We start from the raw sequence: 20,372 nt of genomic DNA, 5'->3' as shown, positions 1-20,372 counted from the left end.
CCCGCGAAAGCGGTGGAAGCGAAGCGGAACGTCAAACGATGTGACAGGAGGACAAGCCTGATGCTTTTCATCGACAATCAAAACATCACCGACCCCAGGATCAATCTGGCCATCGAAGAATACGCATTGAAACATCTCCCCGCCGATCACGATTACCTGCTTTTCTACATAAATGAACCGTCCATCATCATCGGCAAGAACCAGAATACGGCGGAAGAGATCAACGCCGACTATGTGGCAAAGAACGGCATTCACGTCGTCCGCCGCCTGTCCGGCGGGGGCGCCGTCTACCACGATCTGGGCAATCTCAATTTCAGCTTTATCACCAACGACGACGGGAATTCCTTTCACAACTACCGCAAGTTCACCGAGCCGGTCGTAAAGGCGCTAGGCGAGCTCGGTGTCGAGGCCGAGCTGACGGGACGCAACGACATCCAGGTAGGGGAGCGGAAGATTTCCGGCAACGCCCAGTTTTCTACCAAAGGGCGCATGTTTACCCACGGGACCCTGCTGTTCGACTCTCAGATGGAAAATGTGGCCTCGGCCTTGAATGTCAATCCGGAGAAATTCAAATCCAAAGGGGTAAAGTCGGTCCGCAGCCGCGTGGCCAACATCTCCGAATTTTTGCGCGAGCCGATGAGCATCGAGCAATTCCGGCAGCACATTCTGAACTCGATTTTTGCCGGATCAGAAGTGCAGCAGTATGAGCTGACCGATGCCGACTGGAAGCGCATCGACGAGATTTCGGCGGAGCGTTACCGGAATTGGGACTGGAACTACGGCAAGTCGCCGGCTTTCAACGTCAAGCGGGTCAAGCGGCTTGGCTCGGGCACCTTCGATGTCCGCCTGTACGTGGAAAAGGGACTGATCACGTCCGCTTCCGTATACGGAGACTTCTTTGGTTTGGGCGAAACCTCGGAGTTTACGGACAAGCTGGTGGGTGTACGGTACGACCGGGAAGCCCTGGAGCAGGTGCTGGATACGGTCGATCTTGGGCATTATTTCGGGCCGATCACTAAAGAGGAATGGCTGGAAATGGTGCTGTAGCGAGGAGGGGCAATACCCCGAGTCATGCCGCACTGGCACAGTGTTCGTAGTGAAGCGAGTGAAAACGTGTCAAAAAATCGGAAGGCTCTTTCCCTAGCGAAACATGTGCCGGGGAGAGAGCCTTTTTTGCTGCTTGGCGATTGGCATTTCGATCTGTGCTTTTGGACCGTATCTTTGCAATTTTGGATTGGTAAGGCCTGTACCGAATCAGGCGTGTCGTGCCCCATGCCTGGTATTCTTCTTGCCGGTCTTGCTAGCTTCGCAGCACAGAGCCGACATCACAGCAGAGCATCCAGACGTTCTTTTTGCCGGAGGTGATGGCGGTAGTGCATCTCTACGATGGCAAACCACTCCGTCGCATTCAAGCGGCCAAAAGCCGGATGGGGAGCCGTAAAGACAGGAGAAATGTCAGCTAGCACCGGCTCCAGCTCGCGCATCTTGCTCAAAACCTGACGCAGTCCTTCTGCAAGCTGCTCCTTGCTCTCCGGCTGCGGAGGCGTATATTCCGGGGAGGCCGGGACGCTAATGCGAACGGGAGGGAGGCTGCCGAGGGCATATACCGCTTTCCCTGCTTCCGTTTTTTCTCCGGGCGTATCTCCGCCCGACAAGGATTCACCGCCAGCTTCGCCGTTTGCGGTTTGATTCTGCTCGCTCTGCGCTTTTAAGGTATCTACGTGGCGAAGCTGCATGAACAGGGCGGCGCGGATCAAATGCATATACATTTGTCCGAGCGACCATTCGTCCTCGCTTGGTTTGCGGGTGAGCTGCTCCATATCGTAACGGTCCAGTTCGCTCACGTACAGCTCCGTGATTTCCTCCATTTTTTTCAATGTCTCTTTCGTATTCATAAGCATATCAGACAGCTCCTCTCGTTTTGTCGATCTACTATCCTTACTATACGAGAGCGCTCCTGACAGCAGTATGTCAGTAGTGTTTCAGCATGTTTTCAATTTCTTCCCGCACGCGCAGCCGAAACGATTCCGGCGTGACGATCACCGCCTTGTATCCCCAGCCGAGCACCCATGGCAGCACTTCCTCGGGCTGCCGGACCCGGAGCGTGACGAGCAGGCCGTCGGGATGGTCTTGCAAAGCGTCTATATAATAGAAACGCGATTCCTTTGCCTTGTCGGAAACGTCATGCGCAATGCGGACGGTGATTGTCATATTTCGGTCATCTGCCGGGGTGTAGTCCTGCAGATTGAAATCGGGGGGCCGTACCGCTTTTTCATCCAACAGGGTGAGATCACGCATTCGCTTTACGAGAAAACGGCGGATGTCCGCCCGCAACTCGCAGTACCCGAGTAGTCCCCATGAGCCGTTTACGAATACCAAGCCATACGGAGTTACGGTACGGAGGTTTTGGCGATTTCCGTCTGCCTCAGGAATCCTTTTCGTATAGAGAAACCGCACTTTCCTTTCCTCTTGTATCGCTTGACGGAGCAATTGCAGCATCGTCCGGGAATCGGCATCTGCTGTCGATTGAAAAGTGAGCAGTTTCATGCCGGATCGCGTCTTTGCCACTTCCCGTTGTACGGCTTGGGGCAGGATCGCTTCGATTTTTTTGCGCGAGGCTTTCGCTTTGGCGAGATAGAGCGGGTCGAGCTGTTGTTCGACAAAGTCGAGTCCGAGCAGCAGAGTCACCGCTTCGTCCGCAGAAAAATGAAGCGGCGGCAAAAAGTAGCCTTCCAACAAGGAATACCCCTGTCCGGGAGCGCCGACAATCGGAACGCCAGCCTCTGACAGCGCCTGGACATCGCGGTAGATGGTTCTCACGCTCGTTTCGAAAATGGCTGCCAAATCCTCGGCCCGCAGTGTTCCTTTGCGCTGTAATTCCAGTACGATGGCGAGCAGGCGGTCCGTTTTGTTCATCGTGTTCAGCTTCCCTCCGCAGGTGATTTTCCTTCACTGTAAACGGTTGGTTGGCTTCTGGCAACCTTTCTCGTTTCCGATGAAGATAGCCTGAAAGGGCGTTGGGCGGACTTTGGTGGAGGAGATGAAAAAGCAGAAAACAGCTGCCGGTTCGGTGGGACACTTGGTGAGGGGTGAACTGTCCGGCTCCGCTCCAAAAGCGGAACCGCGTCCAAAAGCAGCGGACTCGGGGAAGCTTTTCAGAGTTGGACGCTAAAAGAGTGTTCCGCTTTTTCCGCTCCGCCTGGGAGGTGTCCCAAAGACCTTTGCTGTTTTCTGCTTTTTCATCTCTACATCTATAAAGGTCGTTCGGACATTTTTCAGGTTAATCAAGGGGGAAAGAGATAAAAGACAGAGCAACGGAAAATGAACCTGAATCGCAACCTTATCCTTATCCTGTCAGAGTCCTGCTTCTTCGCCATTACATCATATTTCAACCATTGGATAATCCGTCATCCCTGAACACACTTGGGACCTTTATCATCTTGGAGTTTCCCTCAACTTCCTGAGCCTCCCCAAGCAAAAACCGAAGAAAAGCCTTTGCTCGTCAAAGAAGCATGTTCCCAGACGAACGCCTGTGGAGCCCTGCCCAGCTTCGCAAACAATCGCGGGGAAACAAAGCGCAACCTATGAGTAAACGTCGAAGCTGCGCGCCGTTTTGCGCTTTCCCGCGATTGCTTGCGAAGCGGACAGTCACAGCTTCCTCGCAGGGCGGAGCCGAAGAGAGTCTGGGAACATGCTTCTTTCCCTGCAGCCCCGTTGCTTTTACAGGTTTTTGCACGGCAACGGCTAACCTCACAAAGCAGGCAAGAAACCTCCCGGTATAAATCCAGCCCCCATTCCGAATAATGAACAAAACATGAGCTGTAATTTATGTGAAAATACGAATGTTTACTTGCCGGAAGACAAGATCATATGTATAATGAGGACAATGAGCAAACCTGAACATCGCTCTAGCAGGTGATATCATGACCCTACTGGACTCGAACGAGAGCAAAAAAAAGCTGAGCTATATCTACAACGAGATCTCCAAGGAATTATTCGGATTTGGCACAACTCTCCTGAGAGTGGAGATCGACAAGCAGATCATTACCTTTCAAGCCAGGCACCGCCGCTCTCCTCGTTCGGCAGCGCTGGAGGGGGAAGCCCCCACGCTGAAGCTGGAAGTCGATTTCCGGATGTCGCTCTTATACAAAAAGAGGCTCCGCGAACGGCTCGAGGAAGAGATGGGCCTGCGCATCGAGGCTGTTTTGCGGGATTATGATGCACCGACGTTGTGGGCCATTACCAATGTCATTTTGTTGGAATCGCCATAATCGAATACTTGGAACCGCCAGCGACCGGATTGTCCCTTTTGATCTATCTCAAGAGATGACCGGAGCCAGGCTGAAACGGGCGTCACTTCTCTTTGTTTACGAAGAAAAGTGCTCTTGTTAGAAAGCGTGATTTCTACCAAGGGTACTTTTCTTTTCTTTTGGTAAAAAATGTAAATTACAGCGGGGGTGATGATACAAACGCTGCCGTCGGCACGCGCAAGCGAGGTTGATGGACGAACAAAAAACGGAAAATCAGTAAACACAAGCGCAATGAGCAATATTGTAGTTTTTTTTGCCAAAAAATAAACGCAAAAACGAACATATTTTAATGTTATTATAAAAATGTTCGTTTTTGATGAAAAATAATAGATGGAGGAATAGAGCGATGAAGATAACAAAACTGTTGGGTGGCTTCCTGACTATTTCCTTGGTGTCCGCGGCTTTGGCCGGGTGCGGCGGAGGAAATGGACAAGCGGAAAACGGAGCAGCAGGCGGTACGGACAAAGGCGAACCGAAAAAGCTGGTCGTCTCCACATGGGGCTTCTCCGAAGACTTTTTCCGCAAAGAAGTGTACGAGCCGTTTGAAAAAGAGCACAACGTGAAAATCGTCGTGGAGATCGGAAACAATGCGGAGCGCCTCAACAAAATCCGCCAGGGAAGCTCGCAGGTGGACGTGATCTATCTTTCCGACTACTACGCCCAGCAGGGCATCGAAGCCGGTCTGTTTGAAAAAATCGACCGCAGCAAGATTCCGAACATCGACCAAATCTACGATATCGCCAAAGCGCCGCTCGGCGAAGACTACGGCCCAGCCTACACCATCGGCCAATTCGGCATTGCCTATAATCCGAGCGTGATCAAGACCGAGGTGAAATCCTGGAAAGACCTGTGGAATCCGGAGATGGCCGGCAAGCTGACACTGCCGAACATCACCTCGACCACCGGCCCGATGCTGCTGGACGCCGCCTCCAATGTGGCGGGAAGCGAAGCGTTCGACGAAGACAAGGCTTTTGCCAAGGTCAAAGAAGTGAATCCGGGCGTGGTGAAATACTACGACAAAACCTCCGAGTATGTGAATATGTTCAGCCAAGGTGAAATTGCAGTCGGTCCGATCATGGAAATGTACTTTAAAGACATCCAGGCTGCCGTGCCGGAAGCAAAATTCGTATCCCCTGAAGAAGGCGGCTACGCGGTGATGAACACCGTGAACGTCGTCAAGGGAAGCAAGAACAAAGAGCTGGCCGAAGCGTTCATCAACTGGCAGCTGAGCAAGGAAGTACAAGAAAAATCGGCGAAAGCAAAGGTCGATTCGCCTGTCAATACGAACGTGAAGCTTTCCGACGAGGAAGCAAAAGGCGTCACCTACGGGGCAGAGGTCATCGGCAAGCTGCGCAAGCTGGACATGAAAGCAGTCAACGAGCAGTCCAAAGCCTGGATTGACCGCTGGAACCGGGAAATCACCCAATAGACAGTCTGAAAACGAAAGCAAGGGTATATCATGCACATATGCCCTTGTTTTTCTGTCGAAAGGACAAGCAAGCTGGCAAATTTCGAGCCAAAGGAGGACGCTATCGTGAAAGAAAAAGTCATCCTCGATGTGGACACCGGAATTGACGATGCCCTGGGAATCATGCTCGCCGTCAAAAGCGGACGCTTCGACATTCTCGGGATCACAACGGTAAACGGAAACGTGTCGCTCGCGAAAGCGACGGAAAACACACTGAAGGTGCTGGAGTTTTTGGGAGCGGAAAAGGAGATTCCAGTCGTATGCGGAGCAGACAGGCCCATCATCAGACCGACCTTTTTTGAACACCGGGTGCATGGAGAAGACGGGCTGGGCGGAGCGTTGCGCGATGCTTCCGTGAAGACCCAAACAGCAACTGGTTTTGCCCCCGACTTCCTGATCGAGAACGTGCTTCGGCATGACGGCGAAGTCACCTTGATCATGACGGCGCCGCTGACCAACCTCGCAGTGGCGGTGCGGAAATGCCCGGAAATCGTCCGCCACGTAAAAGAAGTGATTGTCATGGGCGGCGTGGTCAAGGATTTCGGCAATGTCACCCCGACGGCAGAGTACAACATCTACGTCGATCCCGAAGCGGCCAAGATCGTCTTTCACGCCGGATTCCCCAAGCTCACGCTCGTCGGCCTCGATGTCACGCGGAAAGCCTTGCTGACCGAAGAGCATATCGCAAAACTGGGGGACACTCCCATCGGCCAGTACGTAAAGACAAGCACTGGGGATTACATGCAGCGCTATTTTGAGCGAAACGGCGTTCGCGCCTGCGCCATGCACGATCCGCTCGCGGTCGGAGTCGCCCTGCAAAAAGACTTGGTAACGACCCGAAGGCTTTTTGTGGATGTAGAGACGAGAAGCGAGCTGTGCGACGGCCAGACGGTTTGCGATTTTCAAAACCGCTTGGCGCAAACGCCGAACATGGACGTCTGCCTCGAAGTAGATGCCGATGCGTTTCTCGACCTATTTATCCGCACGCTGCAGACGTAGCGAAATCAGGAACAGGAGTACATGTGATGAAAAAAACGGGTTTGTATTTGTTGCTGCTGCCTGGACTGCTGTTTTTAACGCTGTTTATGGTCATTCCGATTGCCATGACGATTCTGTCCACGTTTTTTCAGGAGGGGAGCTTTACGCTTGAGGGTTATTTGCACTTTCTCACCGACCCGTACTTCCTGAAAATCTTGTGGACAACGCTGCAGGTGAGCCTGGTAACGACGATTGCATGCATTCTGCTCGGTTTCCCGGCAGCCTACTATATTTCCAAACTCGGTCCGCGGAAAAAAGGAGTCCTGCTGGCGCTGGCGATCTTCCCGCTGCTGACCAGCTCTGTGGTCCGTTCGTTCAGCTGGATGATCATTCTCGGGAAAAAGGGACTGTTGAACAGCTCGCTGCTTTCGCTGGGGCTGATCGAAAAGCCGCTGGAAATCCTGTACACGCCGAGCGCCATGATGATTGGCCTGATTCACCTCTTTCTCCCGCTGATCATCATCACGCTGGTGGGGGTCATGGAAAATATCGATCCCGACTTGCTGAAAGCGGCGGGAAGCCTGGGCGCGTCCAAGTTTACGGCGTTTCGCCAGGTGATCGTTCCGTTGAGCGTGCCGGGCCTGATCATCGGCAGCATTCTCGTCTTTGTGGGCAGCCTGACCGCCTACACGACGCCGGCGCTCCTCGGAGGGAAGCAGCGGGTCATTTCGACGTTTCTCTATCAAAACGCGATTACCTTAAATGACTGGCATATGGCCTCCGTGATCGCCACGATCATGATCGTGATCACCTTTATCGTGATCGGCCTGATGAACAAACTGGCTACGAAACTAAATCCGAAGGGGTAAGAGGCATGCGGGAGAAAAATCGAGGGCTCGCCCTGTTTACGTTTTTCATCTTTCTCTTTTTGCTGGGGCCGTTGCTGATTATTTCGGTGACCTCATTCGAGCCCGGCACGGTGCTGAAATTTCCGCCTCAGGGCTTCTCCCTGAGATGGTACGAAAACATTTTTGAGGTAGAGATGTTCATGGAGACATTCAAAACCTCCATGATTGTGTCGCTGGCGGGAAATTTGCTGGCGCTAGTTCTGGGCATCCCGGCCGCTTATGCGCTGAGCCGTTTTCAGTTCAAAGGGAAATCGCTCCTGAACGGCGTCTTCATCTCCCCTGTGCTGATTCCGGGAATTGTCATGGGGTTTGCCATGCTCAAGTATGTCATCATCGCGTACCAGCTGCCGATTTACGCGGGTCTCTTGGTCGGGCACACCGTATTGATGCTCCCGTTTATCATCCGGGTCATCGCATCGAGTCTGTCTAACTTTGATTTTGCCATCGAAGAGGCCTCGCTCAGTCTTGGGGCCGGACGGCTGGAAACCTTTTTCAAAGTTGTGCTCCCCAACATCCGGTCGGGGATTATCGCCGCGGTCCTGATCGCTTTTCTGGAATCGTTCAACAACGTGGACATCTCCGTCTTCATGACAGGACCGGGGGTCAGCACATTGCCGATTCAAATGCTGACATACGTGGAGAACTACTTCGATCCGACGATCGCCGCCATCTCGGTATTGCTCATGATCATTACGGCTATCTTCATGCTCGTCATTGAACGTCTCATGGGTTTGTCCTACTTTACCAAACGATAATGGAGGCATCAATTCATGGCATTGCTCACGCTGGAAAACGTATCGGTCGCCTATGAAAATCAGAACATCCTGGACAATTTCAACCTGAATATCGAAAAGGGCCAGCTCATTTCCCTGCTCGGTCCGAGCGGCTGCGGGAAAACGACGACGCTGCGGCTGATCGCCGGATTCCTGGAGGCGAGGGCGGGACGGTTCCTGTTCGACGGCAAGGATTACACCCGCGTGCCGGTGAACAAGCGCAACTTCGGCTTCGTTTTCCAGAGCTACGCGCTGTTTCCGCATCTGTCCGTGTTTGACAACGTCGCGTTTGGACTGCGGCTGCGAAAGGTCGACCAAGCCGACATCGACCGTCGCGTCCGCCAGATTCTCGACGTTGTCAGCCTGAACGGCTTTGAAAAGCGCTTCCCCAAAGAGCTTTCCGGCGGACAAAGGCAGCGGGTGGCGATCGCCCGCGCCCTGGTGATTCAGCCCGATCTGCTCCTGTTTGACGAGCCGCTGAGCAATCTGGACGCCAACCTGCGGGTAAACATGCGGGTGGAAATCCGCCGCATCCAGCAGGAGCTGGGGATCACGACGGTTTACGTATCCCACGACCAGGAGGAGTGCTTCTCCATCTCCGATCAGGTGGCGATCATGAACAAGGGGATTATCGAACAGCTCGACGATCCGGCGACCATTTTCAAGTATCCCCGGACAGAGTTCGTCGCCCGGTTTATCGGCTTCAACAACTTCATCGACTTTGGCGAACGCACGGAGCAGGACGGCGAGATTCAATTGACTGCAGGCAGCCATACGTTCCGGGCCGCCAAAAATCCGGGGACTATCCATCATTCGGGGAAAAAGGGCGCGATCCGTCCCGATGACCTGGTAGTCAGCGCGGAGGAACCGGCTGATTTGGCCCGGAACGTCTTGAAGGGCAAGGTGAAGGTCAGCACGTTTTTGGGCAGAAGCTATCAGTATGTCGTGGAGACCGACCTGGGCGATTTTACGGTCAATCAGGAAATGGAGTCCCCTTATAAAGCCGGCCAGCCGGTCCATCTGACGTTTCCCAAAGAAAAGCTGGTTTTGGTCGACTAATCGCAGCAGACAGGAGGGGTATCCATGCAGGTTGATCTGCTTATCTTGCAAGCAAACGTATACAACAGTTATTTCAAACGGTTCACGAAAGGCAATGTGGCCGTTCTGGACGGGCGGTTTCTCTACATTGGGCAGCGCGGCGCGGAAAGCTTTGAAGCGAGGGAAGTGATTGACGCAAAAGGCCGCTACATGATTCCCGGCCTGGTCGATATCCATCTGCACATTGAGAGCACGATGGTGACGCCGGAGACCTTTTCGTTTGGGCTGATTCAAAACGGAGTGACGACGATCGTTCCCGAGCCGCACGAGATGGCCAATGTGTTCGGGCTATCCGGCATCCGGGAGATGATTCGGGCCAGCCAGGACTGCGTCGTCGATATGTTTTACGCAATCCCCAGCTCGGTGCCGGCGACATCGATGGAGACGACCGGAGGCGCTGTGGAGATCGCGGACATCGACGAGCTGCTGCGCTCCGAAAGAATTATCTGCCTCGGCGAAATCATGAACTACGTCGACGTCATCACTGACCCGGACTGCAAGACCAATCGCATCCTGGAGCATATCCGGAGCAATTACCCGGACCTCGTCATCGAAGGCCACTGTCCGAAGCTGCTCGATCTCGATCTGCACCGCGTCATTTTCGCCGGAGTGGATTCCGACCATACCCACCAGACAGTGGAGGGGATGGAGGCCCGAATGGCAGCCGGCATGTTCATTGAAATTCAGGAAAAGTCGATGACCGAGGAAGTGATGAACTACCTCATCGCAAACGACGTATCCGAGCTGTTTTGCTTCGTCACGGACGACGTGATGACCGATTCGCTCTACCATCGCGGACATCTCAACCACATCGTCAAAAAGGCCATTCAGATGGGAATGGAGCCGGAGAAGGCGATCTATGCCGCCACGTTTACCCCGGCGAGAAGGATGAAGCTGCGCGACCGCGGAGCCATCGCGCCGAACAAGGCAGCCGACTTTATTCTCTTGTCCGATCTGCGCGAGCTGGCGATTGACGAGGTTTTCAAGCATGGCCGAAAGGTATACGACAAGAGTGGAGAGTACCGCCAGCATGTAGTACCCAATCAGTTTCCGGCCCACTTTTATCAAAGCGTCCAGCTTTCCCCGCTCAGCGAGGCAGACTTCAAGGTGCGGATAGATGCAGATACAGCAGACAGGCGCCACACGGCCCGGGTCATGCTGGTAAAAGACGGCTCCACCTTCACCGAAGAACATCACGCCCAGGTCGACATCCGCGAGGGAGAGCTCTGCTGGCAGGAGAGCGGTTACGGTCTGATCGCGGTATTCGAGCGCTACGGCAAGAACGGCAATCGCGGCTACGGTCTGATCGGCGGAGACACGATCAAGCGGGGAGCGATCGCGACGACATACTCCCACGACAATCACAATTTGCTCGTGGTCGGGCACAATCCGAGCGACATGGCGATGGCCGCCAATGAAGTCATCCGGAATCAGGGCGGTTTCTGCGTCGTCGACAACGGCCAGGTGCTGGCCAATCTTCATTTGCCTGTGGGCGGGATTTTGACCGAGGAACCGCTGGAGAAGACGGCCAAAGAAGTGGAGGAGCTGCGCAAAGCGATGCTGTCGCTCGGCTACCGCCACTACAACCCGATCATGTCCATCAGCACGCATTCTTTGCCGGTCAGTCCGGCTCTGAAGATTACGGATTTGGGATTAGTAGACGTGAACCAGGGCAAGGTTGTATCGCTGCTGGTCAAGTAGCGGCCGTACCTTCGTTTCCGTATGGATAAAGGTAAGTCCCTTACGAATACGATCTCCCTGTTGTGTTTGACAAGTTGGGGCAATTCCAGTATTCCATAGCCGCCCGACGATGCTTTGGCAAAACGAAACACTACTCTAAAGCAAAATGCTTCCTGGAACTTATTTGTTTTGGTACAAAAAACCCCCCTCAAGCGAGAACGTATATACTCGTTTGAGGGGATTCCTGCTACTGGGCAACCTATCAATTTACCATTCAGGCTCGACATTAAGTATGATTTTATTCGGTGGTATGTCTTGCTTCGGGATGGTTACTGGAATTGAAAAAGAGCAGAATAGAAATAGCAAGAGCGAGTACAGATGATAGTTTTTTCATGGGATATACCTCTCTTATTCGTTTCCTTTATTATGGCAAATGATCGCAATTTTTTCGGATTGTCTAAAGATAAACTTTTTTCGCTCAGTCGATGATGCTTTAAGAAAACGCCTATACACTCCATTGCCTTTTCAAAATCCCCTAGCTGTCGATAATAGCTAATGCTTTGAAGCAAACTGTCAAAGCCTTCATTCGTCAATCCGGCGGAGAGCTGACACACGCCTTTTCGTTTGAAGTACCTTGCAGCAATTTTGATTCGATATGGATGGATGCTTATGTTGGCGGGCAAGAAATCTTCTACGGAGTCAATCAGCTCTTTGATCAGGTCTGTTCTGCCGGTCTCCAGGTAGACCTCGAGAAGATCGCTGACAACAGAAATACAACGATCAGTAGCAAATAATGACGTCCGATGTAAAATTTTTCTTCGTATATCTCGCCCGCAAGCAGCAACCTGAATAATGATAAAAGCTCCAAAACCGTATAGCAAAGTCTGATAAAAAAGTGTTATGCAGCAATCAATACTTTGGTATATATTGGTGAAGTAAGCCTTTTTACTTACATGGAAATTTTTTCAATAGGGTAAAAGCTCTGGAAATAAACAAGGGCTTGCCATCAGGCGATAAGTCTACGTACTCATAAATAGGTCTTTTTTTTTACCGGGAGTAAGAAGATCGTTTCGCTGAGGGAAAAATCATGTTTTCGCTATACCTTCCAATAGGAGTAAGTAAACGGGTAAACCAGTAGACGGAAAGACGAGGTGGAAGCAAAAGATAGGAGTGCAGCTTTACGGAACCGACTACAGAAAGAGAGAGTGAAACCGCAGTGAAGATAGCCAAAGCCATAAAAGTGGCCATTGTACTATTCTTGTCCTTATCCGTCCTGACGATAGGCAGCCTGTATATGCTGGCCGAATCTATTGAAAAACAGGGTCGCGCCGTGGAAATGCAGATGGAAGCCAGAGAACTTGGCAACGACTTGCTGAACTCCAGCGAGTCTCTCACCAATGAACTGAGGAACTACGTCCAATCCCGCGAGAAAGAGCATTACGATAATTACTGGCGAGAGGTAAACGAGGTCAAGACCCGGGAAAGAATCCTCGAACGGATGGCGGTCATGCAGGTTCCGGAATACCTGGTGGACAAAGTGGAACAAGCAAAACAAAGCTCCGACGTTTTGATCGGGTTTGAAAAAAGGGTATTCCAGCTGGCGGAAGCCGGGGAGAACGATCTGGCACTCAAGTTCTCATTTGGCGAAGAATACAAACAAAAGAGGCAAATGGTCGTGGAGAAACAGGAGGAATTCCAACAGGCGCTGGATGAATGGGCCACCGGCCAAGCTGACAGCATGACCGATCGGATGCATCTGTTCATGTGGATAACGATTGCCCTGGTGGTCATTATGGCGCTCAACTCGATAGGGACCATACTTTATTTGCACCGCAAGGTAAAATCCCTTTCGCTCGTGACAGAGACAGCCGATCTCATCGCTGAAGGTGATCTTCGCGTACGGGAATTGTCTCTTAGCGGAAAAGACGAGGTTGCTCAACTGAGCGAGTCAGTAGGGAAGATGGCAAAAAGCTTGCGCCAGGTTATCAGCGTTGTCAGCGATTCCAGCGATAAAATCGCCTCCTCCTCCAACGACTTGCTGATGAGCTCGGAGCAGACCGCTCAAGTGGCAAACCAGGTAGCAAGCGCCATGCAGGAGCTGGCGTCCGGCGCCGAACGCCAGGCGATGGGCGCTCAGCAAAGCAGCCAATCGATCTCCGAAATGGCGGAGGGAATCAGGCGAATTGCAGAGTCGTCCAACTTCGTATCGCTGTCGTCTCAGGAAGCGTCGGAGCAAGCCGTCGAAGGCAGCAGCTCCGTCAAAAACGTGGTCAACCAAATGAAGCTGATCGATACGAGTGTGGGTCAGACCACAGAAATCGTCAAACAACTGGGTGAGCAGTCCAAGGAAGTGGGACAAATTGTCGAGGTGATCACGGCGATCTCGACGCAGACCAACCTTTTGGCGCTGAACGCAGCGATTGAGGCGGCCCGCGCAGGCGAGCATGGCAAGGGATTTGCCGTGGTTGCGGACGAGGTGCGCAAATTGGCCGAGGACTCCAAGCAGTCGGCTGAGCAAATCGCCATGCTGATCGGCAATATTCAGGCAAGTACGGAACAAGCGGTTCAGCAGATGCAGGAGGTAGCCCAGGTAGTCGAGGACGGCACGCTTGTCGCCAATGTGGCAGGAGAGTCCTTTGAGCGCATCCAGCATGCCATTCAGAAGGTGTATGAAGAGATTCACGAGGTATCCAGCTCTGCGGAGCAGCTGTCGGCAAGCTCTGAGCAGGTGGACGAAATGGTAAAGGCAGTGTTGAATCTGGCAGTCGAAGCTTCGTCCCAGGCCCAAAGCGTGGCCGGCTCCTCTCAGGAGCAATTGGCGACAAACGAGGAGATTGCGGCATCCACGGCGTCCTTGCATCAATTGGCCGATGACCTGAAAAAGACGATGCAAAGGTTTACTTTATAGGAAGATGTGTAAATCAAGGCGCACTTTCGCGGTGCGCCTTTTTTGCCAGGAAGAAGCCGGAAAACTGCCGCTTTGCTTTGCTATTCCTTGCAGCTTTCTCTATAATAACATTCTGTAAGTTTCAAAAATCTGCTCGACTAAGGATGTTAGAAAACATGCATCAAACCAATACGGTTCAGGAGAAAATCCGTCAGCTTTTCGTGGTGCTGCTGCCGATTCTGGTCACGCAGCTGGCGTTGTTCAGCATGACGTTTTTTGATACGGTCATGTCCGGAAAAGCAAGCCCGGTCGACCTGGCGGGAGTTGCGATCGGCTCCAGCCTGTGGACGCCCGTACAGGCAGGTCTGACAGGAATCCTGCTTGCCGTCACGCCCATGGTGGCGCAGATGGTGGGAGCGATGCGAAAGGACCAGGTGCCGTTTACCGTCATGCAGGCGCTGTATTTGTCTGTCGTCATCGCGCTTGGCGTCGTCATCCTTGGCGCGCTGCTGCTCGGCCCCATACTGAACGGGATGAGTCTGGAAACGGAGGTTCGCGATATTGCCTACTACTATCTTGTCGCAATCTCGTTTGGCATTATTCCCTTGTTTGTTTATACCGTCCTCAGATGCTATATAGACGCGCTGGGCATGACGAGGGTGACGATGCTCATTACGCTTACGTCTCTGCCGATCAACGTCGCGCTCAACTACGTCCTGATTTTCGGTTACTTCGGTTTTCCGCGGCTGGGCGGTGTCGGTGCCGGGTTGGCTTCGGCCATAACCTACTGGGTTATCGTGCTGATCTGCTTGTACGTGGTGCACCGCGTAGAACCGTTTGCGGAATACGGGATGTTCAGCAAGTTCTACCGGGTCTCGATGGCGGCTTGGAAGGAGCTGCTCAAGCTCGGTGTGCCGATCGGGTTTTCGATCTTTTTTGAGGTGAGCATTTTTGCCGCCGTTACACTCCTGATGAGCGAATACAACACGATCACCATCGCCGCCCACCAAGCAGCGATGAACTTTGCTTCCTTCATCTATATGGTGCCGCTCAGCATCTCCATGGCACTGACGATCGTGGTCGGCTTTGAAGTGGGGGCGAGACGGTTCCGGGATGCCCGCCAGTACAGCTACATGGGCATCATGACAGCCTTGGCGATGGCCTCGCTGTTCGCTGTCGGACTGTATTTCTTTAGTGAACAGGTGGCCGGGTTCTACACCAATGACCCGAGCGTCCTGGAGCTGGCCCAGCATTTCCTGATGTACTCCATCCTTTTCCTGCTGTCCGATGCGGTGGCCGCACCGATCCAGGGAGTGCTGAGGGGGTACAAGGATGTGACGGTGACGTTTATCGTCGCTCTCGTCTCGTACTGGGTCATCGGTCTGCCGCTCGGGTTTGCGCTGGCCAAGCTGACTTCGCTGGAAGCCTTCGGGTACTGGATTGGGCTCATCACGGGACTGGCGGCGGGGGCGATCTTCCTGTTCGGCCGTCTCCTGTCATTGCAGAAGCAGAAAATCAGAGGAACCTAGCGCGTTTCATACCGATCCGCGCTTCGGCGGGATGTCCTTTACAAGGCGTTCCGCTTTTTGTATGAAGAAAGAGGGGCGAGCTTACAATAGGGAAGGAAGAGGTCCCGAAATTTTTCTCCTATTTTTGCGAAAAAGCGTATATACTTTCTACAAGGTTAATTATGTTAGAAAACCTGACATTGACATAGGGAGGAGGAGAATGATGATGGCATATGATTTCTTGGTGAAACTGGGCATCGCCCTTTTTTTAGGCCTGCTGATCGGTGTGGACAGACAGTTGAAGCACAAGCCTTTAGGGGTAAAAACGAGCATGGTCATCTCTGTAGCCAGTTGTCTGATCACGATCGTGTCAATCGAATCCGTACACCGATTCTCCTTGCCTGGACATACGAATATGGATCCGATGCGCCTGGCTGCACAAATCGTCAGCGGGGTCGGTTTCTTGGGTGCCGGGGTCATTTTGCGGAGAAGCAACGATGTGATCTCCGGCCTCACGACAGCGTCCATGGTCTGGGCGGCTTCGGCCCTGGGGATCGCAGTTGGCTCCGGTTTTTACTTTGAAGCGGTCACCGCGACGATTTTGATCATATTGGCGATTAATCTGTTCCCGCTGATCTTGAAATGGGTAGGTCCGAGCACGCTGCGGCAAAGGGATCTGGCCGTCAAGATCATCGTGGAGGGAGAGGGCGACCTTGATACGATTTTCAAACAAATCAAGCGCATGGATATGAGTGTGAAGCGGGTAAAGGTCAAGGATGTGGAGCCAGGCCAGCAAAAGCTGGAGATGGTGATTTCCGCCGAGGATGATACGTATACGACAGATATATACCGCTCCCTGAAAGAAGTCGATCACATTGTATCGGTGGAAGTGGAAAGCAGGGAGTAACTGCGGCAGCTCGTAAAAATCGGGCGGTACCTAAACATATGAGTTCAAGCTGAACTTGGGGCACCCTTTGAGGTGCTTTTTTTCTGGAAGTTCCCGCTTTCTCTTGTTTTGTCTCAAACGCTGCCTATACACTAATAGAAATACGAAGATAAAAACTCAGAAGAGAAGGTGAATTCTCTTTGTTGCACCAAGCTGAAGAAGTCTTGCAAAACTATTTTGGATATACCGCCTTTCGCGAAGGACAAAAAACGATTGTAGCGAGTCTTCTTTCCGGCCACGATACTTTGGGCATCATGCCGACCGGGGGCGGAAAGTCGATCTGTTATCAGGTGCCAGCCCTCTTGTTTGACGGAGTCACGATTGTCATTTCCCCGTTGATTTCTTTGATGAAGGACCAGGTGGACGCGCTGGTCAGCATGGGGATCTCGGCTGCGGAGATCAACAGCACGCTGGATTCCTCCGAGGTGCGGGACAGGATGAGAAAAGCGAGGGAAGGGACGTACAAGCTGCTGTACGTAGCCCCAGAGCGTTTGGAAACGGAGAGCTTTTTATCCCTTGCAAGCGAGCTGCCCATCTCCATGGTGGCCGTCGATGAGGCGCACTGTGTCTCACAATGGGGGCATGATTTTCGCCCGAGCTATCTAGCTGTTTCCCGCTTCATCCAAGCGCTGCCCGCCCGGCCTGTAGTCGCGGCCTTGACGGCTACGGCCACGCCGGAGGTAACCGAGGACATCAAAAGACTGCTTACGCTGCAGGATGAGCGCGTCTACATCAGCGGGTTTGGCCGGGACAACCTCCACCTTTCCGTACGAAAGGGGGAAGACAGGCGCCGGTTTATCCTCGATTACCTGGAAGCAAACCGGCAGCAATCCGGGATCGTCTACGCCTCTACGCGCAAAGATGTCGATGCGCTGTATGAGTTCCTCGATGGGCGGGGCTTTTCCGTCACCAGGTATCACGCCGGTCTGTCCGAGGCGGAAAGGGCCCGCAATCAGGACGCGTTTCTCTTTGACGACACCAAGGTCATGATCGCCACCAACGCATTTGGCATGGGCATCGACAAGTCCAACGTCCGGTACGTCATCCACTACAGCATGCCGAAAAACCTGGAGGCCTACTACCAGGAGGCGGGCCGCGCCGGCCGGGACGGAGAGCCGAGCGAATGCATCCTGCTGTTTCACTCGCAGGATATCCAGACGCAGATGTTCTTCATCGAGCAGAATCCGCTCGGGGAAGAGAGAAAAGAGCATGAATACAAAAAGCTGTACGCCATGATCGATTACTGCCGGACGCCGCGCTGCCTGCAGCAGTACATCGTGAGGTACTTCGGCGACCACTCTGCGCCGGAGTGCGGCAAATGCGGCAACTGCACAAACGATGCGGAGCTGACCGACGTCACACTGGAGGCCCAGAAGGTCTTTTCTTGCGTCAAGCGGATGCGCGAGCGTTTCGGGGCTTCACTCGTCGCCCAGGTACTGAAGGGCTCCCGCAACAAAAAGGTGCTGCAATTCGGCTTTGAAAAGCTGCCGACCTACGGCCTGATGAGCGATTACACGGAAAAGCAGATCGTCGACCTGATCGAGCTGTTCATTGCCGAGGGCTACTTGCGCGTGACGGAGAGCAAGTACCCGACTCTCGCCTTGGGCGACAGAGCCTTGCCTGTGCTGAGAGGGGAAGAGCAGGTGTGGCAAAAGGTGTTCATCCGTCCGGTCAAACGGGAAGAGGATGACGAGCTTTTCGAGCGCCTGCGGCTGCTGCGCAAAGAAATCTCGCAGAAGGAAGGCGTGCCGCCTTATGTCATTTTCCACGACAGCACCTTAAAAGAGCTGAGCCAGCTTTGTCCGACTGATAGAGAGGCGATGCTGACCGTGAAAGGGATTGGCGCGGCCAAGTTTGAGAAGTACGGCCAGGCCTTTTTGGACTGTTTGCAAGAATATGCGCAAGCAAAGGCGGGGGCACATCCGCAATAATTGCGCCCCCGGCGGGAAATATGGACGGATCCGGTCCATCTGCGCCGCCGGGTTTTTTTGGCATAGGGACATGTGTTTTTGCGGAAGCGGCGGAACTAATTTTTCCTAATTGTTGTCAACACAAAAATCTGCCGGTGTCCATAAACCGGTTTTTATTTTTTGTAACCTCCCCCGTTATTTACCGACTATTACAGAGGACAGACAAAACCATATTTCCTCGGGAGGGAACAACTGTGAAACATACAAAGAAAATGACAAGCGCCTTGCTTGTGGCAAGCATCCTGGCGACCACTCCGATGTGGGACCGGCAACCGGCGATGGCCGCGCCGGCAACGCAGAATCAGGGGCAGGAAGGAAAGCTGCCGCAGGCAGCGGAAACGACGCTCCATGCGCTCTATACCGTACAGCCTGAATTGAAAAAGATGAAAAGAACGGTCCTTCCGCCGAAAGAAGGTGTGTATTCGCTGCGTTTTGACAAGCAAATCGCCGCTGGCAAAACGGAGCTGTATGCCTTTGTAGAGCTTGATGCTGCGACTGGGGCATTGCACAGATACGAAAACGAACAGGTAGGAGAGGGGCAAGATCCCCCCTCTGAAGCCGTGGCCAAACAAAAATCGGCCGCCTTTTTGCAGGCTCTTCTGGGCGCCGATTTCAACAAGTACAAAGCCAGTCAGACAACAAAGGACGATTGGAGCGCTGTTACATACATCCGCTACGAAAACGGCTTGCCTGTCTTCACGGATCGTTATGTCGTAGGCGTCAACAGTACGGGTGTCATGTACGTGAATACGTTTGAAGGAGCGCCGCTGCGAGCGTCCTCAGCCCTGTTTGCCAAACCGGGAAATGTGCTGCCCAAAGAAGAGGTCATGAGAAAAGTGGTGTCGCATATGGAGCTTACCTATGCCGCTCGTGACAGGAAAACCGGAAAGCCCTCGTTACGGTACTCTCTGGAATCGACGGGTTGCTTGGATGCGGTGACAGGGGAAGAAATCGCGAGCGGTTCCGCGACAAAAAGCCGATACTCAGGCCCGCTTCCAGTCAAGCCGGGCGGAAAGAAGCTCACAGCAAGCAGCGCAAGCGAAGTGGCGAAAGTACTGGCGGAGGAGTTTCGCATCAATGTGGAAGGGGTCAGCTTTGAAGCGGATCAAACGATGCCAGCGGAGATGAAAGGAGAGCGGGAGACGATATACAAGTCCAAAGGGGGTAATCGGCATATTACAGTCTATACCGATAACAAGGCCGTTACTGGTTTCCAAATTCGCGACGGGCTCTCGGCTCCGGGAGCGGCGCAGAATGGCAATCAGCCCGAGAATGCTCGGCTCACGTACGAGCAAGCCAGGGAAAAAGCCCTTCAGTTTTTGCAGCCCTACCTCGATCCCAGCGTGAAAGAATTGAAGCTTGACCAGGACATGGTATTGATGCCAAGCGCCACGGCATACAGCTTCAGTTTTTTTGCCCTGCATGACGGCGTGGTCGTTTCCGATCAGCGTTACCTGGTCAATGTGGACGGGCAAACAGGGGAGATCGTCAATTTTATGGACTACTTCACAAGTCCGGCCGCCCCGTTTCCGGACAAAAAAACAGCGATTTCAAAGGAAGCCGCAGCCAAACAGTTTTTGCATGCACATCCTTTCGCCTTGGGGTATACGTTCCCCGTCCAAAACGGGAAGCTGCAAGCAAAGCCGCGCCTGGTCTGTTTCCTGGACAAGACGTCCTCATTCCTGCTCGATGCGGTTACAGGAAAGTCACTTTAAATAAACACGATTGATCCCGCCTCCCGTCACGAGGGGCGGGATTCCATCATGTAGACATGTCCTGTCGCAGGGAAGATGAGGAGGAAGACCCCTTGTATGATCATGAAGAGAGAGGTCAGCAAGATATTTCC

At 53.1% G+C, this 20,372-nt stretch carries 16 protein-coding genes; 14 read left to right on the top strand and 2 right to left on the bottom strand.

Annotated features, from left to right (window positions below):
• Positions 1-60 precede the first annotated feature (60 nt).
• Entirely contained in the window at positions 61-1,047 is a 987-nt protein-coding gene (locus Q3F21_RS07870; protein ID WP_340251067.1) for a lipoate--protein ligase, read from the top strand.
• Between the two features lie 278 nt (positions 1,048-1,325).
• On the opposite strand, the gene Q3F21_RS07865 is transcribed toward Q3F21_RS07870, so the two are convergent.
• Positions 1,326-1,895 (bottom strand): DinB family protein, encoded by a 570-nt coding sequence (locus Q3F21_RS07865; protein ID WP_340251287.1) that lies wholly within the window; start codon positions 1,893-1,895, stop codon positions 1,326-1,328.
• Between the two features lie 76 nt (positions 1,896-1,971).
• Positions 1,972-2,916 (bottom strand): helix-turn-helix transcriptional regulator, encoded by a 945-nt coding sequence (locus tag Q3F21_RS07860; protein WP_340251065.1) that lies wholly within the window; start codon positions 2,914-2,916, stop codon positions 1,972-1,974.
• A gap of 124 nt (positions 2,917-3,040) precedes the next feature.
• Between Q3F21_RS07860 and Q3F21_RS07855 the strand changes: the two genes are divergently transcribed.
• From Q3F21_RS07855 to Q3F21_RS07795, 13 genes are all read left to right on the top strand, one after another.
• Positions 3,041-3,172, top strand: coding sequence for a hypothetical protein (locus Q3F21_RS07855; protein WP_340251062.1), 132 nt, complete (start codon positions 3,041-3,043; stop codon positions 3,170-3,172).
• 751 nt (positions 3,173-3,923) lie between these two features.
• Entirely contained in the window at positions 3,924-4,271 is a 348-nt protein-coding gene (locus Q3F21_RS07850) for a DUF2294 domain-containing protein (protein WP_340251060.1), read from the top strand.
• A 385-nt stretch (positions 4,272-4,656) separates the two neighbouring features.
• A complete protein-coding gene (locus Q3F21_RS07845; protein WP_340251058.1) occupies positions 4,657-5,739 on the top strand; it encodes an ABC transporter substrate-binding protein in 1,083 nt (360 codons plus the stop codon).
• A 105-nt stretch (positions 5,740-5,844) separates the two neighbouring features.
• Positions 5,845-6,777 carry a nucleoside hydrolase gene (locus tag Q3F21_RS07840; RefSeq protein WP_340251056.1) on the top strand — a complete coding sequence of 311 codons (933 nt, stop codon included), beginning with the start codon at positions 5,845-5,847 and terminating at the stop codon, positions 6,775-6,777.
• A 26-nt stretch (positions 6,778-6,803) separates the two neighbouring features.
• Entirely contained in the window at positions 6,804-7,625 is an 822-nt protein-coding gene (locus Q3F21_RS07835; RefSeq protein WP_340251054.1) for an ABC transporter permease, read from the top strand.
• A gap of 5 nt (positions 7,626-7,630) precedes the next feature.
• Positions 7,631-8,419, top strand: coding sequence for an ABC transporter permease (locus Q3F21_RS07830; RefSeq protein ID WP_340251052.1), 789 nt, complete (start codon positions 7,631-7,633; stop codon positions 8,417-8,419).
• Positions 8,420-8,434: 15 nt separating this feature from the next.
• Entirely contained in the window at positions 8,435-9,496 is a 1,062-nt protein-coding gene (locus tag Q3F21_RS07825; RefSeq protein ID WP_340251050.1) for an ABC transporter ATP-binding protein, read from the top strand.
• Between the two features lie 24 nt (positions 9,497-9,520).
• Positions 9,521-11,236, top strand: a complete 1,716-nt coding sequence (locus Q3F21_RS07820; RefSeq protein ID WP_340251047.1) for an adenine deaminase — start codon at positions 9,521-9,523, stop codon at positions 11,234-11,236.
• Positions 11,237-12,431: 1,195 nt separating this feature from the next.
• Positions 12,432-14,123, top strand: a complete 1,692-nt coding sequence (locus Q3F21_RS07815) for a methyl-accepting chemotaxis protein (RefSeq protein ID WP_340251045.1) — start codon at positions 12,432-12,434, stop codon at positions 14,121-14,123.
• A gap of 155 nt (positions 14,124-14,278) precedes the next feature.
• On the top strand, positions 14,279-15,631 hold the full coding sequence (locus Q3F21_RS07810) for an MATE family efflux transporter (protein ID WP_340251043.1): 1,353 nt from the start codon (positions 14,279-14,281) through the stop codon (positions 15,629-15,631).
• 205 nt (positions 15,632-15,836) lie between these two features.
• Entirely contained in the window at positions 15,837-16,517 is a 681-nt protein-coding gene (locus tag Q3F21_RS07805) for an MgtC/SapB family protein (RefSeq protein ID WP_340251041.1), read from the top strand.
• 179 nt (positions 16,518-16,696) lie between these two features.
• The gene (recQ, locus tag Q3F21_RS07800; protein WP_340251039.1) at positions 16,697-18,487 is read left to right on the top strand and encodes a DNA helicase RecQ; all 1,791 of its coding nucleotides are present in this window, start codon (positions 16,697-16,699) and stop codon (positions 18,485-18,487) included.
• A 233-nt stretch (positions 18,488-18,720) separates the two neighbouring features.
• The gene (locus tag Q3F21_RS07795; RefSeq protein WP_340251037.1) at positions 18,721-20,241 is read left to right on the top strand and encodes a YcdB/YcdC domain-containing protein; all 1,521 of its coding nucleotides are present in this window, start codon (positions 18,721-18,723) and stop codon (positions 20,239-20,241) included.
• The last annotated feature ends 131 nt before the right edge of the window (positions 20,242-20,372 follow it).

It is taken from the genome of Brevibacillus borstelensis (assembly GCF_037834415.1).
GTDB classification, from domain to species: Bacteria; Bacillota; Bacilli; order Brevibacillales; family Brevibacillaceae; genus Brevibacillus; species Brevibacillus borstelensis_A.
The sequence above is the reverse complement of the archived record's forward strand: the minus strand, read 5'-3'. Positions and strand labels throughout refer to the sequence as shown.

Excerpts from the sequence above, each read along its gene's own strand:
- Q3F21_RS07845 (WP_340251058.1), top strand. The coding sequence starts at position 4,657 with ATGAAGATAACAAAACTGTTGGGTGGCTTCCTGACTATTTCCTTGGTG.
- Q3F21_RS07865 (WP_340251287.1), bottom strand. The coding sequence starts at position 1,895 with ATGAATACGAAAGAGACATTGAAAAAAATGGAGGAAATCACGGAGCTG.
- Q3F21_RS07870 (WP_340251067.1), top strand. The coding sequence starts at position 61 with ATGCTTTTCATCGACAATCAAAACATCACCGACCCCAGGATCAATCTG.
- Q3F21_RS07855 (WP_340251062.1), top strand. The coding sequence starts at position 3,041 with ATGAAAAAGCAGAAAACAGCTGCCGGTTCGGTGGGACACTTGGTGAGG.
- Q3F21_RS07820 (WP_340251047.1), top strand. The coding sequence starts at position 9,521 with ATGCAGGTTGATCTGCTTATCTTGCAAGCAAACGTATACAACAGTTAT.
- Q3F21_RS07860 (WP_340251065.1), bottom strand. The coding sequence starts at position 2,916 with ATGAACAAAACGGACCGCCTGCTCGCCATCGTACTGGAATTACAGCGC.
- Q3F21_RS07835 (WP_340251054.1), top strand. The coding sequence starts at position 6,804 with ATGAAAAAAACGGGTTTGTATTTGTTGCTGCTGCCTGGACTGCTGTTT.
- Q3F21_RS07830 (WP_340251052.1), top strand. The coding sequence starts at position 7,631 with ATGCGGGAGAAAAATCGAGGGCTCGCCCTGTTTACGTTTTTCATCTTT.
- Q3F21_RS07850 (WP_340251060.1), top strand. The coding sequence starts at position 3,924 with ATGACCCTACTGGACTCGAACGAGAGCAAAAAAAAGCTGAGCTATATC.
- Q3F21_RS07805 (WP_340251041.1), top strand. The coding sequence starts at position 15,837 with ATGGCATATGATTTCTTGGTGAAACTGGGCATCGCCCTTTTTTTAGGC.
- Q3F21_RS07825 (WP_340251050.1), top strand. The coding sequence starts at position 8,435 with ATGGCATTGCTCACGCTGGAAAACGTATCGGTCGCCTATGAAAATCAG.
- Q3F21_RS07810 (WP_340251043.1), top strand. The coding sequence starts at position 14,279 with ATGCATCAAACCAATACGGTTCAGGAGAAAATCCGTCAGCTTTTCGTG.